The sequence below is a fragment of the Nonomuraea sp. NPDC049421 genome, from assembly GCF_040677005.1.
In the GTDB taxonomy this organism is placed as follows: Bacteria; Actinomycetota; Actinomycetes; order Streptosporangiales; family Streptosporangiaceae; genus Nonomuraea; species Nonomuraea salmonea.
Genome location: NZ_JBFAQA010000001.1, coordinates 129,172 through 141,647, shown reverse-complemented (window position 1 = coordinate 141,647; position 12,476 = coordinate 129,172). Strand labels below are relative to the sequence as shown.

The following is a 12,476-nucleotide window of genomic DNA, read 5'->3' as shown; positions in this document are numbered from 1 at the left end:
CCACAGTGCGGGCCACAGTGCGGGCCACAGTGCGGGCCACAGTGCGGGCCACAGTGCGGGCCACAGTGCGGGCCACAGTGCGGGCCACAGTGCGGGACCCAGTGCGGGACCCAGTGCGGAACGCGAGCCCAGGCGCCGGGTGACGATCGCGGACGTCGCCCGCCACGCCCAGGTGTCCACCACCGCCGTCTCCAAGGTCCTGCGCAACGCCTACGGCGCCAGCCCCGCCATGCGCGACCGGGTCAAGGCCGCCATCGAGGAACTGGGCTACCGGCCCCACGCGGCGGCGCGGGCCATGCGCGGGCGCACGTTCACGATCGGCGTGCTGATCCCCCACGTGCGCAACCCGTTCTTCGCCGACGTGCTCGACGGCGTCGGCGAGCAGCTCGGCGGCAGCGGCTACCAGGCGATCCTCGTGCAGGGCGGCAGCACCGACCCGGCCGCCGAGGGCCGGGCCATCGAGGCGCTCATCGACCGGCAGGTGGACGGCATCCTGATGATCGCGCCGATCAGCCCGAAGTCGCGGCTGGAGGAGGTGGCCGGGGAGATGCCGCTCATCGTGCTCGGCCGCCACGAGCGCTCGTCGGCGTACGACGCGGTCTTCGACGACGACGACGCCGGCACCGAGCTGGTCGTGCGCCACCTCATCGAGCTGGGCCACCGCCGCATCGGCCACATCTCGCAGCGCAACGCGGGCCGCGGCAAGCCGGTCGCGCTGCCGCACCTGACGAGGGCGGAGACGTACCGCAGGGTGATGACCGAGCACGGGCTGGCCGGCGAGATCGCGATCGCCACCACGAGCTGGACCGAGGAGGGCGGCTACGACGGCACGCGCGAGCTGCTGGCCCGCTCGCCCCGGCCGACCGCGATCTTCGCGGGCGCCGACCAGGCGGCGTTCGGCGCTCTGTCGGCGCTGCACGAGGCGGGGCTGTCGGTGCCCGGTGAGGTGTCGGTGGCCGGTTACGACAACACCCGGCTGGCGGCGATGGCCAACATCTCGCTGACCAGCGTCGACCAGGACGGCACGCTCATGGGCAGGACGGCGGCCCGGCTGCTGCTCGAACGCGTCGAGGGGCGTACGGCCGCGATGCGCTTCTCCGTCACGCCGGCCCTGGTGCCCCGGCTGTCCACCGGCCCCGCGCCCGGGTCAGGGGCGGGCGCCTGAGCCGCACAGGTAGCCGACCGTCATCTCGCCGACCATCCGCCGCAGCCGGTCGCGGTGCTCGGGCGCGGTCATGTCGCGCCCGAACAGCGCACCGAACGTGTGCTGGTTGGCCACCCTGAAGAAGCAGAACGCGCTGATCATCATGTGCACGTCGATGGCGTCGGCCTCGGTGACGAAGTCGCCGGAGGCCCGCCCCGCCTCCAGGATGCGGGTGATGAGGTCGAGCACCGGCGCACCCAGGCCGGCCAGCGCCTCCGACTTGCGGATGTGCTCGGCCTGGTGGATGTTCTCGATCGCGACGAGCTTGATGAAGTCGCGGTGGGCGTCGTGGTGGTCGAACGTCAGCTCCGCCAGCGTGCGGATGGCCTCGACGGGCGCCAGGTGCTCGACGTCGACCGTGCGCTCGACCGCCCGCACCTCGGCGTACGCCTTCTCCAGGACGGCGATGTAGAGCCGTTCCTTGCTGCCGAAGTAGTAGTAGATCATGCGCTTGGTGGTGCGCATGCGGGCCGCGATCTCGTCGACCCTGGCCCCGGCGTAGCCGTAGCGGGCGAACTCGCGCTGGGCGACGTCGAGGATCTCCGCCCGCGTGCGGTCGGCGTCCCGCCGGCGCTCGGCGGTGGCGGGGGTCGAGGTCATTCGCTCATCATAGGCGGCTCCGTCCGGCTTCCGTGGTGCTGGGCGGCGAGGCGGATGGGGGCGTTGACCGCGCCGTAGCCGGCGTAGCCGTCGATCCGCTGGACGATCTCGAAGAACACCCGGCCCACGGTGACCGTGTAGAGGTGCAGGAACGCGCCGCCGTGCGCGTCGCGGTCGTACAGGACGCCCAGCTCCCGCAGCTCCGGCGGCACGTCGTGGCGGGCCTCCAGATCGTCGTAGTAGTTGGCGGGAATCGGCAGCAGCAGCTCGGGGTGCTCGGCGCGCAGTCTGCGGGCCACGGCGAGCACGTCGGGGCTGGCCAGCGCCACGTGCTGGGGCGGGGGCTGGCCGGCGCCGACCTGGGCCAGGTTGAGCACCATGCGCACGCCGGACCCCTGCGCGCTGGACCCCTGCGCGCTGGACCCCTGCGCGCTGGACATGGCGCGGCTGCGCACCAGCCCGTACGGGTCGGGCACCTCCAGGCTCTCCTGCGGCTGCAGCCCGAGCACGCCCCGGTAGAACAGCGCGGCCTCGTCGAAGTAGTGCGGCGGCTGGGCCAGCGCCACGTGGTCGATGTGGGTGATCCCCGTGCCGCCGTTCCCCGAGGGGGCGAAGTCGGCGAGCCAGGCATCGTCGCAGAAGAAGATCTCCGTGCCGTCGGGCGCGGCGACCGCGTGCAGCGGCGCGTCCCGCGGGGCGCGCTCGCGCGGCAGTACGGGCGACAGCAGCGACTCGGCGTGCGCGACGGCCCGTCCGGGGTCGGGGCTGTCCAGCCCGATCGCCACCAGCCCGGGACCCGCGCCGGTCACGCGAGCCGGCCCAGCACTCGCACCCGCCCCATCGACCGGCCCCGGACTCACCGCGCCGGCCGGCTGCGGCCCTGTGCCGGTGGCGTTGACCAGCAGGCGGGCCTCGCCCTGGGACCACAGGTCGACCGGCTTGCCGCTGTGCCTGCCCGTACGGGCGAAGCCGAGGGCGGGGAGCACGCCGTTCAGCGAGCCGGTGCCGGACAGCTCGGCGAAGGCGAACCCCGACGGCACCGACGGATGCGCCACGCCTTGAAGTTGCCTTTCGAGCGCGATGAGCGAACGCATGCCGTCGCGCGCGGTCCGCCCGGTGCCGGCCTGCCGGAAGTGGTCGTTGAACACCTCCAGCGACAGCGGCCCCGCGTACCCGGCGTTGAGCACGTGCCTGACCAGCCCCGTGACGTCGAAGCCGCCCTGTCCTGGGAAGCAGCGGTGGTGGCGGCTCCACTGCAGCACGTCCATGGCGAGCAGCGGCGCGTCGGCGAGCTGCAGGAAGAAGATCTTCTCGCCGGGGATGGCCTCGATGCCGAGCGGGTCGGAGCCGCGCGACAGGATGTGGAAGCTGTCCAGGCAGGTGCCCAGGTTGGGGTGGTCGGCCTGGCGGACGATGTTCCAGGCGTGCAGGTACTCGTTGACGTGCCGGCCCCAGGCCAGCGCCTCGTAGGCGACGCGGATGCCGTGCCCGGCGGCCCGCTCGGCGAGCAGCCGCAGGTGCTCGGCGGCCAGTGCGTCGTCGCCGATCGTCTCGGGCGAGACGTTCGAGCAGACCAGCAGCAGGTCGGCGCCGAGCCGCCGCATCAGCCGGAACTTGTGCTCGGCCCGCTCCAGGTTGGCCCGCAGGCGGGCGCGCGGCGCGCCTTCGAAGTCGCGGAACGGCTGGTAGAGGTCGATGGTGAGTCCCAGGTCCGCCGCTCTGGCGCGGATCTCCTCGGGCGGGAGCGGGCAGGCGAGCAGGTCGTTCTCGAAGATCTCCACCCCGTCGAACCCGGCCGCCGCCACCGCCGCCAGCTTCTCCGTCAGCGTGCCGCTCACCGAGACGGTGGCGATCGACTTGCGCATGGCTTCTCCTCGTGCCGGGGCGGTCAGGTGAGTTCGGTCAGGTGGGCGAGCATGCGTTCGGCGTCGGGGGTACGCCCGGTGAACAGGCGGAAGGCGTGGGCGGCCTGGAAGACGACCATGCCGCCGCCGTCGAGGGTCCGGCAGCCGAGTGCCCTGGCCCGCTTGAGCAGCTCGGTCTGCAGCGGCCGGTAGACGATGTCGGCCACCCACAGGCCGGGACGCAGCAGCTCGGCCGGCAGCGGCAGCCCCGGGTGGTGCGCCATGCCGGTGGGCGTGGCGTGCACCAGGCCGTCCGCTTCGGCGAGCAGCGCGGGCAGGTCGCCGGTGCCGCCTGAGCGGGCGCGGCCGGCGCTGTGGCGGACGGCTTGGTGGTCGGCATGGTGGACGGTGTGTTGGGCGGCGTGGCGGGCGGCGAGCCGGTCGGCCAGCGCGGCGGCTCTCGCGGGGTCGGCGTCCACGATCGTCAGCACGTCCACGCCGAGGGTGAGCAGCGCGTACGCGACCGCCGCGCCCGCGCCGCCCGCCCCGAGCTGGACGACGTGGCGGGTGGCCGCGCCCGGCAGGCCCCGGGTGAACGACTCGGCGAAGCCCGTCCAGTCGGTGTTGTGCCCGACGGCGCGCTCGCCGTCGAAGACGACCGTGTTGACCGCGCCCAGCATGGCGGCGTCGGGTGACAGCTCGTCCAGGTGCGGGATGACGGCCTGCTTGCAGGGGTGGGTGATGTTGAGCCCGTCGTAGCCGAACCGGCGGGCCGTGCGCAGCAGTCCGCCGACGTCGTCGCCGAGCCGGTCCGTGTCGAGCAGCCGGTAGACGTAGCGCAGGCCGTGGTGGGCGGCCTCGCGTTCGTGCAGCGGCGGGCTGAGCGAGGGACCGATGCCCGAGCCGATCAGCCCGGTCAGGTACGAGGTCATGCGGCGCTCCTCGATCAGCAACGTACGGACTAGTGAGTTCGTTATAACCCACCACCCGCGCCCGCGGGAAGCCGTCCTTGACATGTGACGCGCGCCACGTCAGCATTGCTCCCACATTAATTAACTATCTAGTTCGTAAAACACGGGTAACCGGCGCCGGGGGCCGCCACCATCACGCTCACCGAGGAGCCAGAGCCCGAGGAGCTCACGTGACCGACAACGCACCAGGCCACTCCCCAGGCCACTCCCCAGGCAACTCGCCAGGCGGCCCCCTCGGCAGGGGAACGCCGCGCAAGGCCGCCATCGCCGCCTGGATCGGCAGCGCGCTCGAGTACTACGACTTCTTCATCTACGGCAGCGCCGCCGCGCTGATCTTCGGCCGGGTGTTCTTCGACGACTCCGACCCGGCGACCGCCACCCTCCAGTCGCTGGCCAGCTTCGGCGTCGCCTACGCGGCCCGGCCGGTGGGCGCGTTCTTCCTGGGGCACGTCGGCGACCGGTTCGGCCGCAAGAAGATCATGGTGTTCACGCTCGTCCTCATGGGGCTGTCGACGTTCCTCATCGGCTGCCTGCCCACCCGCGACCAGATCGGCGGGGCCGCGCCCGTCCTGCTGGTGCTGCTGCGCATCATGCAGGGGCTGTCGGCGGCGGGCGAGCAGGCCAGCGCCAACTCCATGACCCTCGAACACTCCCCCGCCGACCGGCGCGGCTACTTCACCAGCTTCACCCTGAACGGCACCCAGTTCGGGCAGATCCTGGCCACGTTCGCGTTCATCCCGGTCGCCGCCCTGCCCGAGGAGCAGTTGCTCACCTGGGGCTGGCGGGTGCCGTTCTGGCTGAGCGTGGCGGTGGCGGTGGCCGGGTGGATCATCAGGCGGCGGCTTGAGGAGACGCCGGCGTTCGAGGAGGAGGTGGCCGCGGGCACCGTGCCGCGCATGCCGCTCGCCGTGCTCTTCCGCGACCACTGGAGCAGCGTGCTGCGGGTGGTGTGCGCGGCGCTCATCGCCACCGTCAGCACGATCTTCACGGTCTGGGCGCTCAACTACGCCACCAGCGACGAGATCGGGCTCGACAACGCCACCATGCTCTGGGTCGGCGTGGCCGCCAACGCCGTCGCGCTCGTCGCGATCCCGCTGTGGGCGCGGCTGTCGGACCGGATAGGGCGCAAGCCGGTGTTCCTCATCGGCGCGATCGGCAGCCCGATCATGATCTTCGCCTATCTGGCGGCCATCAACTCGGGGAGCTATCCGCTGGTGTTCCTCGTCGGCATCCTGACCCTCGGCGTCGTCTACAGCGCCTCGAACGGCATCTGGCCTGCTCTTTACGGCGAGATGTTCAGCACCCGCGTACGTCTGTCCGGCATGGCCATCGGCACCCAGATCGGCTTCGCCATCGCCGGGTTCGCCGTGGCCTCCGCCGCCGGGATCGTCTCCCCCGACGGCTGGCTCGGGCTGCAGGGCTGGACCGGGGTCGGGGTGTTCACCGCGATCCTGTGCGCGATCAGCGCGGTCGCGGTGGCCACGGCGCGGGAGACGTACCGGGTGCCGACGGAGGAACTCGGCCGGACACCCGCCCCGGCCCCGGCCGGCTGACCATCTGCCCGGACGGCGCGGGACCGCCGGCTCAGCCCGCCGGCCCCGCGCCCCCGGCTCAGCCCTTTTCCTCGTCCAGGACGCGTTGGGCGACGGCGAAGGCGGCGTTGGCGGCCGGGACGCCGCAGTAGACGGCGCTCTGCAACAGCACCTCGCCGATCTCGTCGGGAGTCAGGCCGTTGCGCAGCGCGGCGCGTACGTGCATGGCCAGCTCGTCCAGGTGGCCCCTGGCGACGAGCGCGGTGAGCGTGATGCAGCTACGCGTCCGCCGGTCGAGGCCGGGGCGGGACCAGATCTCGCCCCAGGCGTAGCGGGTGATGAAGTCCTGGAAGTCCCTGGTGAAGTCGGTGGTGCGGGCGACGGCGCGGTCCACGTGCGCGTCGCCGAGCACCTCGCGGCGCACCCGCATGCCGGGGACCGACGGCAGGTGGTCGAGCAGTGCCCTGGTGACGCGCTCCGGCTGGTCGGCCGGGGCCAGGTGGGCGGCGCCCGGCAGCTCGACCAGGGTGGCGCCGGGGATGCCGTCGGCCAGCTCCCTGGCGTGCGCGGGCGGTGTCGCCGGGTCGTCGCGGCCGGCCACCACCAGCGTCGGCACGGTGATCCGGGCCAGCTCGGCGCGCAGGTCGTAGCCGGCCAGGGCCTCGCAGCAGGCGGCGTACGCGGCGGGGTCGGCGGCGGCGAGGTCGTCCAGCAGCGCCTGGTCGGGCGGGCCCGCGAACCAGCGGCCCGCCGCGCCCTCCATCAGCGGGCCCGTGCCCTCCGCGCGCACCAGCGCGGCCCGCTCGTGCCAGCCCTCCGGGTCGCCGAACCTGGCGCTCGAGCACACCATCGCCAGCGACCTGACCCGGCCGGGGTGGCGGACGGCCAGCGTGGCGCCGATCGCGCCGCCGATCGAGACGCCCGCGTAGTGGAAGCTCCCCATGCCCGCCGCTGTCGTCACCTCCAGCACCAGCGCGGCCAGTTCCTCGACCGTGCTCGCCGGGAGCGGCTTGGAGCCGCCGTGGCCCGGCAGGTCGAACCTGAGCACCCGGTACGTGCGGGCCAGCGTCCGCACCTGCGGCTCCCACAGGCGGGTGGAGGTGCCGAGCGAGGGGGCGAGAACGAGCGGCTCTCCCCGCTCGGGGCCGTCCAGACGGTGCTGCAACATCAATGGCGTGCCTTGTCTCGGTGTTCGTGGTGGGTGAGGGCCTGGTCGACGAGGGCGGGGGCCGGGGCCGGGGTGCCTTCGACGGAGAGGTTGGCGGCCATGCGGTCCGGGTGGACGCGCAGGTCGGCGACGAGTTCCGCGGCGTCCCTGGTGGCGCCGGCGACCAGGCGGAGTGCCTCGCGCAGCGGCTGCCACTCGGCGTGCCAGGCGCCTGAGGGGCGTTCGTCCTCGGCGGCGAGTGCGGCGTACAGGGTGGCGGCCAGCGGGGGCACCTGGCGGGCGGCGGCGGCGATCATCGTGGCCCGCACCGGGTTGTGCTTGTGCGGCATGGACGACGACCCGCCGCCGACGCCCTCGGTCACCTCGCCGATCTCGGTACGTGACAGCACCAGCACGTCGGCCGCCACCTTCCCGAGCGCCCCCGCCGTGAACGCCAGCGCCCCCGCCAGGTCGGCCACCGGCGTCCGCAGCACGTGCCACGGCAACACCGGCGCCGCCAGCCCCAGCTCGGCCGCGAACCGCTCCGGCAGTTCCAACGCCACCGGCCGCGCAGCGGACTCCGGCAGATCCAACGCCACCGGCCGCGCAGCGGACTCCGGCGCCACCGGCCGCGCGCCGGACTCCGGCGACCGGGGCTCCGGTCCCCCACCTGGCTTCTGGGCGTCGGTGTGGAAGGCGGTGAGGGTGCCGGCGGCGGCGCCCAGCTGGGCGGGGAGGGCGTGGCGGGCCGCCGCGAGGCGGACGGAGGCGTCCGTGACCAGGGTCAGCCAGCCCGCCGCCTTGAGGCCGAACGTCGTCGGGACCGCCTGCTGGGTGAGCGTGCGCGCGGCCATCGGGGTGGCGCGGTGGTCGGCGGCCAGCGTGGCCAGCCGGTCGATCACCGTGTCCAGCTCGGCGAGCACGGGGCCCAGGGTGCGGTGGGCGACCAGCATCAGGGCGGTGTCGAGGATGTCCTGGCTGGTGGCGCCCCGGTGCACATACGGGCCGTGCGGCCCGGCCGCCCGCCGCAGGTCGGCGACGAGCGGGATGACCGGGTTGCCCCCGGACCTGGCCCGTACGACCAGGCCCGGCAGGTCGAAGGCGTCGGCGCGGCAGGCGGCCGTGACCGCCTCGGCAGCCGCGGCGGGCGCGAGGCCGAGCGCCGCCTGCGCGCGGGTCAGCGCGGCCTCGGCGTCCAGCATCGCCTGGAGCACGGCGGCGTCCCCGGTGGTCTCGGCCGCGCCCCGCATCGGGGACAGCAGTCCGAGGTCAGCGGGATCAGCCGAAGTCAAGGAAGACCGTCTCCTTCTCACCCTGCAGATGGACGTCGAACCGGAAGACCCCGTCCCGCTCCTGCTCGGCCAGCAGCGTGTGCCGCCGCTCCGCGGGCACGGAGTCGAGGAAGGGGTCCTGCCCGAGGTAGATGCGGGTGTAGAGGTGGTGCAGCAGGCCGCGGGCGAACACGCACACGCTGATGTACCCGTTTCCCGGCCGTACGGTACGCAGCGCCCAGTGGCCGTCGAGGTCGGTGGCGACGCGGCCGAAGCCGGTGAAGACGACGCCGTCCCTGCCGAGCACGGCCCCGGTGGTGGGGTCGCGGCGCAGCGTGCCGGGCGCGCCGCGCACCTGCCCGTCCTCGTCGGCCTGCCAGAACTCCAGCAGCGCGTCGGGCACCGGGTCACCGGCGCCGTCGTAGACGTACCCGTGGACGGCGATGCCGCCGGTCGCGATGTCACCGCCGCCGGGGAAGGGCAGCGCGTACCCGTAGAACGGGCCGACGGTCTGTGAGGGGGTGGGGTTCACCGGCCTTCCTCCATCCAGGTCGCGGCGGGGCCGTCGAGCACGATGTCCCATCGGTAGCCGAGCGAGAACTCCGGCTCGGACAGGTCGTGCACGTACTCGGCGACGAGCCGCTGCCGGGCGCTCGCGTCGGTGACGGACTGCAGGATCGGGTCGTACGGGAACAGCGGGTCGCCGGGGAAGTACATCTGGGTGATCAGCCGCTGCGTGAAGGCGCTGCCGAACAGCGAGAAGTGGATGTGCGCCGGCCGCCAGGCGTTGCGGTGGTTGCGCCACGGGTACGCGCCCGGCTTGATCGTGGTGAACACGTAGCCGCCGTCGTCGCCGGTCAGGCAGCGGCCCACGCCGGTGAAGTTGGGGTCGAGCGGCGCCGGGTGGTCGTCGCGCTGGTGCAGGTAGCGTCCCGACGCGTTGGCCTGCCAGATCTCGACGAGCTGGCCGCGTACGGGCCGTCCCGACCGGTCGAGCACCCGGCCCCGCACGGTGATCCGCTCGCCCAGCGGCTCGCCGAGGTGCTGCCTGGTGAGGTCGTTGTCCAGCGGTGTCACGTCGGTGGCCCCGAACACCGGCCCCGACAGCTCCACCGCCTCGGGGTCCTTGACGGCGACGAGCGGCTGCTCGGGGTGGCGCAGGAGGGTGCTGCGGTAGGGGGCGTAGTCGCGGGCGGGATGACCGGTCGGGGTGGAGGCCTGCTCGCCGTACTCGGCGATCTCCCGGTCGATGTCGGCCTGCTGGAGGGGTTCGGACATACAGCTGCCTTTCGAGCTATCTGTCGAGGACGACGGCCAGTCCCTGGCCGACGCCGATGCAGAGCGCGGCCAGACCGGTGCCGGAGCCGGCGGCGGCCAGCCGGTGGGCGACCGCGCCGGTGACGCGGGCGCCCGAGGCGCCGAGGGGGTGGCCGATGGCGATGGCGCCGCCGTCGGGGTTGACGATGGCGGGGTCGAGGTCGGGCAGCTCGGCCAGGCAGCCGAGCACCTGCGCCGCGAACGCCTCGTTCAGCTCGGCGGTCGCGAGGTCGCCGAAGCGCCGGCCCGCCTTGGCGAGCGCCCTGGTGGACGCCTCGACGGGGCCGAGCCCGAAGTAGCGCGGCTCCAGCGCGCTGACGCCGGTGGCGGCGATCCTGGCGAGGGGTTCGCGCCCGCGCAGCCCTTCCTCGTCGGTGAGCAGCAGCGCGGCGGCGCCGTCGTTGAGCGGCGAGGCGTTGCCCGCGGTGACGGTGCCGCCGTCCTTGCGGAAGACGGGCTTGAGCCGGGCCAGCGCCTCCAGGGACGTGTCGTGGCGGATGCCCTCGTCGCGGGCGACGTCGCCGATGGGCACGATCTCCCGCTCGAACGACGCCTTGGCCGCCTTCTGGTGGCTGGCCAGGGCGAACGCGTCCTGCTCCGCGCGGGTGATGCGGTGCTTGTCGGCGATCAGCTCCGCGCCCTCGCCGAGCGCGACGGTGTGCTCGGCGGGCATGGCGGGGTTGACCAGCCGCCAGCCGAGCGTGGTGGAGACCAGCTCCTGGCCACCGGCGGGAAACGCCTTCTCCGGCTTGGGCAACACCCACGGCGCGCGGGTCATCGACTCGACGCCGCCCGCGATCACGGTGCCGGCGTCGCCCATCGCGATCATCCGGTACGCCTGGACGACGGCCTCCATGCCCGACCCGCACAGCCGGTTCACGGTCGCGCCCGGCGTGGTGATCGGCAGGCCGGCGAGGATGGCGGCCATCCTGGCGACGTTGCGGTTCTCCTCGCCCGCGCCGTTGGCGTTGCCCAGCACGACCTCGTCGGCGCCGTCCAGGTCGTTGCGCTCGACCAGCGCCTTGATGACGTGCGCGGCCAGGTCGTCGGGGCGGACGCCGGACAGGGCGCCGCCGTACCGGCCGAAGGGGGTGCGTACGGCGTCGAGGATGTAGACGTCTTTCATGCCAGAACCTCCGCGTCGGTGCGCTCGCGCACGTCGTCCACGCTCACTCCCGGCGCGCGTTCGACCAGCGTGAGCCCCTGCTCGGTGACGTCGAGGACGCCCAGGTCGGTGACGATCCGGTGGACGCACTCCTTCCCCGTGAGCGGCAGCGAGCACTCCTTGACGATCTTGGGTGAGCCGTCCTTGGCGGTGTGATCCATGATCACGATGACCTTGCGCGCGCCGTGCACGAGGTCCATGGCGCCGCCCATGCCCTTGACCAGCTTGCCGGGCACCATCCAGTTGGCCAGGTCGCCGCGGGCCGAGACCTGCATCGCGCCCAGCACCGCCACGTCGATGTGCCCGCCGCGGATCATGCCGAACGACGCCGACGAGTCGAAGAACGCGGCGCCCTCCCGCACGGTCACGGTCTCCTTGCCGGCGTTGATCAGGTCGGGATCGACCTCGTCCTCGGCCGGGTAGGGGCCGACGCCGAGGATGCCGTTCTCGGAGTGCAGCACGACGTCCACGCCGGGCGGCAGGAACGACGGGATGCGGGTGGGCAGGCCGATGCCCAGGTTGACGTAGTCGCCGTCGCGCAGCTCGGCGGCGGCCCGCGCGACCATCTCGTCCCTGGTCCAGCTCATCCGGTCACCGTCCGCTTCTCGATGGACTTGTCCGCGGCCTGCTCGGGGGTGAGCACGAGCACGCGCTGCACGAACACGCCGGGCAGGTGCACCTCGTCGGGGTCCAGCTCGGTCAGCTCCTCGACCTCGGCGACCGTGACGCGGCCGGCCATCGCGGCGAGCGGGTTGAAGTTGCGGGCGGCCTTGCGGAAGACCAGGTTGCCGTGGCGGTCGCCCTTGGCGGCGCGGACGAGGGCGAAGTCGGTACGGATGCCGCGTTCGAGCACGTATTCGCGGCCGTCGAACTCGCGTACCTCCTTGGGCGGCGAGGCGACCGCGATCGAGCCGTCCGGATTGTGGCGCAGCGGCAGGCCGCCGTCGGCGATGGGGGTGCCGACGCCGGCCGGGGTGTAGAAGGCGGGGATGCCGCTGCCGCCCGCGCGCAGCCGTTCGGCCAGGCTGCCCTGCGGGGTCAGCTCGACCGTCAGCTCGCCGGACAGGTATTGGCGGGCGAACTCCTTGTTGTCGCCGATGTACGAGGCCGTCACGTGGGCGATGCGCCCGGCCGCCAGCAGCACGCCCAGGCCGCCGCCGTCCACGCCGCAGTTGTTGGAGACCACGGACAGGCGGGTGACGCCGGTGTCGTACAGGGCCTTGATCAGGACGTTGGGGATGCCGCTGAGGCCGAAGCCGCCGACGGCGAACGACGCGCCGTCACGCACGCCTGCCAGCGCCTCCGCGGCCGTGGCGACCACCTTGTCTCTCGGCACGACGCTCCGATCGTGGGTGTGTTCGCTCTGCGAACTTTTGTTCACTATTATGAGGATTTCAGTATGTGTGTGGGTTGGCTGGCCTGTCA

General features: G+C 73.2%; 12 protein-coding genes. 2 read left to right on the top strand and 10 right to left on the bottom strand.

Annotation, left to right across the window (positions count from 1 at the left end):
* Positions 1-139 precede the first annotated feature (139 nt).
* On the top strand, positions 140-1,165 hold the full coding sequence (locus AB0K18_RS00570) for a LacI family DNA-binding transcriptional regulator (RefSeq protein WP_364907809.1): 1,026 nt from the start codon (positions 140-142) through the stop codon (positions 1,163-1,165).
* On the opposite strand, the gene AB0K18_RS00565 is transcribed toward AB0K18_RS00570, so the two are convergent.
* The 3 genes from AB0K18_RS00565 to AB0K18_RS00555 are packed head-to-tail and all read right to left on the bottom strand — an operon-like array spanning position 1,148 to position 4,580.
* Positions 1,148-1,804, bottom strand: coding sequence for a TetR/AcrR family transcriptional regulator (locus AB0K18_RS00565; protein WP_364907806.1), 657 nt, complete (start codon positions 1,802-1,804; stop codon positions 1,148-1,150). The genes AB0K18_RS00570 and AB0K18_RS00565 overlap by 18 nt on opposite strands.
* Complete coding sequence (locus AB0K18_RS00560) at positions 1,801-3,669, bottom strand: TIM barrel protein (RefSeq protein ID WP_364907803.1); 1,869 nt, start codon at positions 3,667-3,669, stop codon at positions 1,801-1,803. Before AB0K18_RS00560 ends, AB0K18_RS00565 begins: the two co-directional genes overlap by 4 nt.
* A 23-nt stretch (positions 3,670-3,692) precedes the next feature.
* Positions 3,693-4,580, bottom strand: a complete 888-nt coding sequence (locus AB0K18_RS00555) for a shikimate dehydrogenase (protein WP_364907801.1) — start codon at positions 4,578-4,580, stop codon at positions 3,693-3,695.
* 209 nt (positions 4,581-4,789) lie between these two features.
* Between AB0K18_RS00555 and AB0K18_RS00550 the strand changes: the two genes are divergently transcribed.
* Positions 4,790-6,172 carry an MFS transporter gene (locus AB0K18_RS00550; RefSeq protein ID WP_364907798.1) on the top strand — a complete coding sequence of 461 codons (1,383 nt, stop codon included), beginning with the start codon at positions 4,790-4,792 and terminating at the stop codon, positions 6,170-6,172.
* A 58-nt stretch (positions 6,173-6,230) separates the two neighbouring features.
* Here AB0K18_RS00550 and pcaC read toward each other — a convergent pair whose 3' ends face one another.
* From pcaC to AB0K18_RS00515, 7 genes are read right to left on the bottom strand one after another with little or no spacing between them, the layout of a single operon-like run.
* Positions 6,231-7,319 (bottom strand): 4-carboxymuconolactone decarboxylase, encoded by a 1,089-nt coding sequence (gene pcaC / locus AB0K18_RS00545; RefSeq protein ID WP_364907795.1) that lies wholly within the window; start codon positions 7,317-7,319, stop codon positions 6,231-6,233.
* Positions 7,319-8,590: a lyase family protein gene (locus AB0K18_RS00540; protein WP_364907793.1), complete on the bottom strand. Its 1,272-nt coding sequence runs from the start codon at positions 8,588-8,590 to the stop codon at positions 7,319-7,321. The genes pcaC and AB0K18_RS00540 overlap by 1 nt, the downstream gene beginning before the upstream one ends.
* On the bottom strand, positions 8,577-9,101 hold the full coding sequence (gene pcaG / locus AB0K18_RS00535) for a protocatechuate 3,4-dioxygenase subunit alpha (RefSeq protein WP_364907791.1): 525 nt from the start codon (positions 9,099-9,101) through the stop codon (positions 8,577-8,579). Before pcaG ends, AB0K18_RS00540 begins: the two co-directional genes overlap by 14 nt.
* A complete protein-coding gene (pcaH, locus tag AB0K18_RS00530) occupies positions 9,098-9,847 on the bottom strand; it encodes a protocatechuate 3,4-dioxygenase subunit beta (protein WP_364907788.1) in 750 nt (249 codons plus the stop codon). The genes pcaG and pcaH overlap by 4 nt, the downstream gene beginning before the upstream one ends.
* A gap of 16 nt (positions 9,848-9,863) precedes the next feature.
* Complete coding sequence (locus tag AB0K18_RS00525; protein WP_364907785.1) at positions 9,864-11,012, bottom strand: thiolase family protein; 1,149 nt, start codon at positions 11,010-11,012, stop codon at positions 9,864-9,866.
* A complete protein-coding gene (locus tag AB0K18_RS00520; protein WP_364907782.1) occupies positions 11,009-11,638 on the bottom strand; it encodes a CoA transferase subunit B in 630 nt (209 codons plus the stop codon). The genes AB0K18_RS00525 and AB0K18_RS00520 overlap by 4 nt, the downstream gene beginning before the upstream one ends.
* Entirely contained in the window at positions 11,635-12,387 is a 753-nt protein-coding gene (locus AB0K18_RS00515) for a CoA transferase subunit A (RefSeq protein WP_355431346.1), read from the bottom strand. The genes AB0K18_RS00520 and AB0K18_RS00515 overlap by 4 nt, the downstream gene beginning before the upstream one ends.
* Positions 12,388-12,476 lie beyond the last annotated feature (89 nt).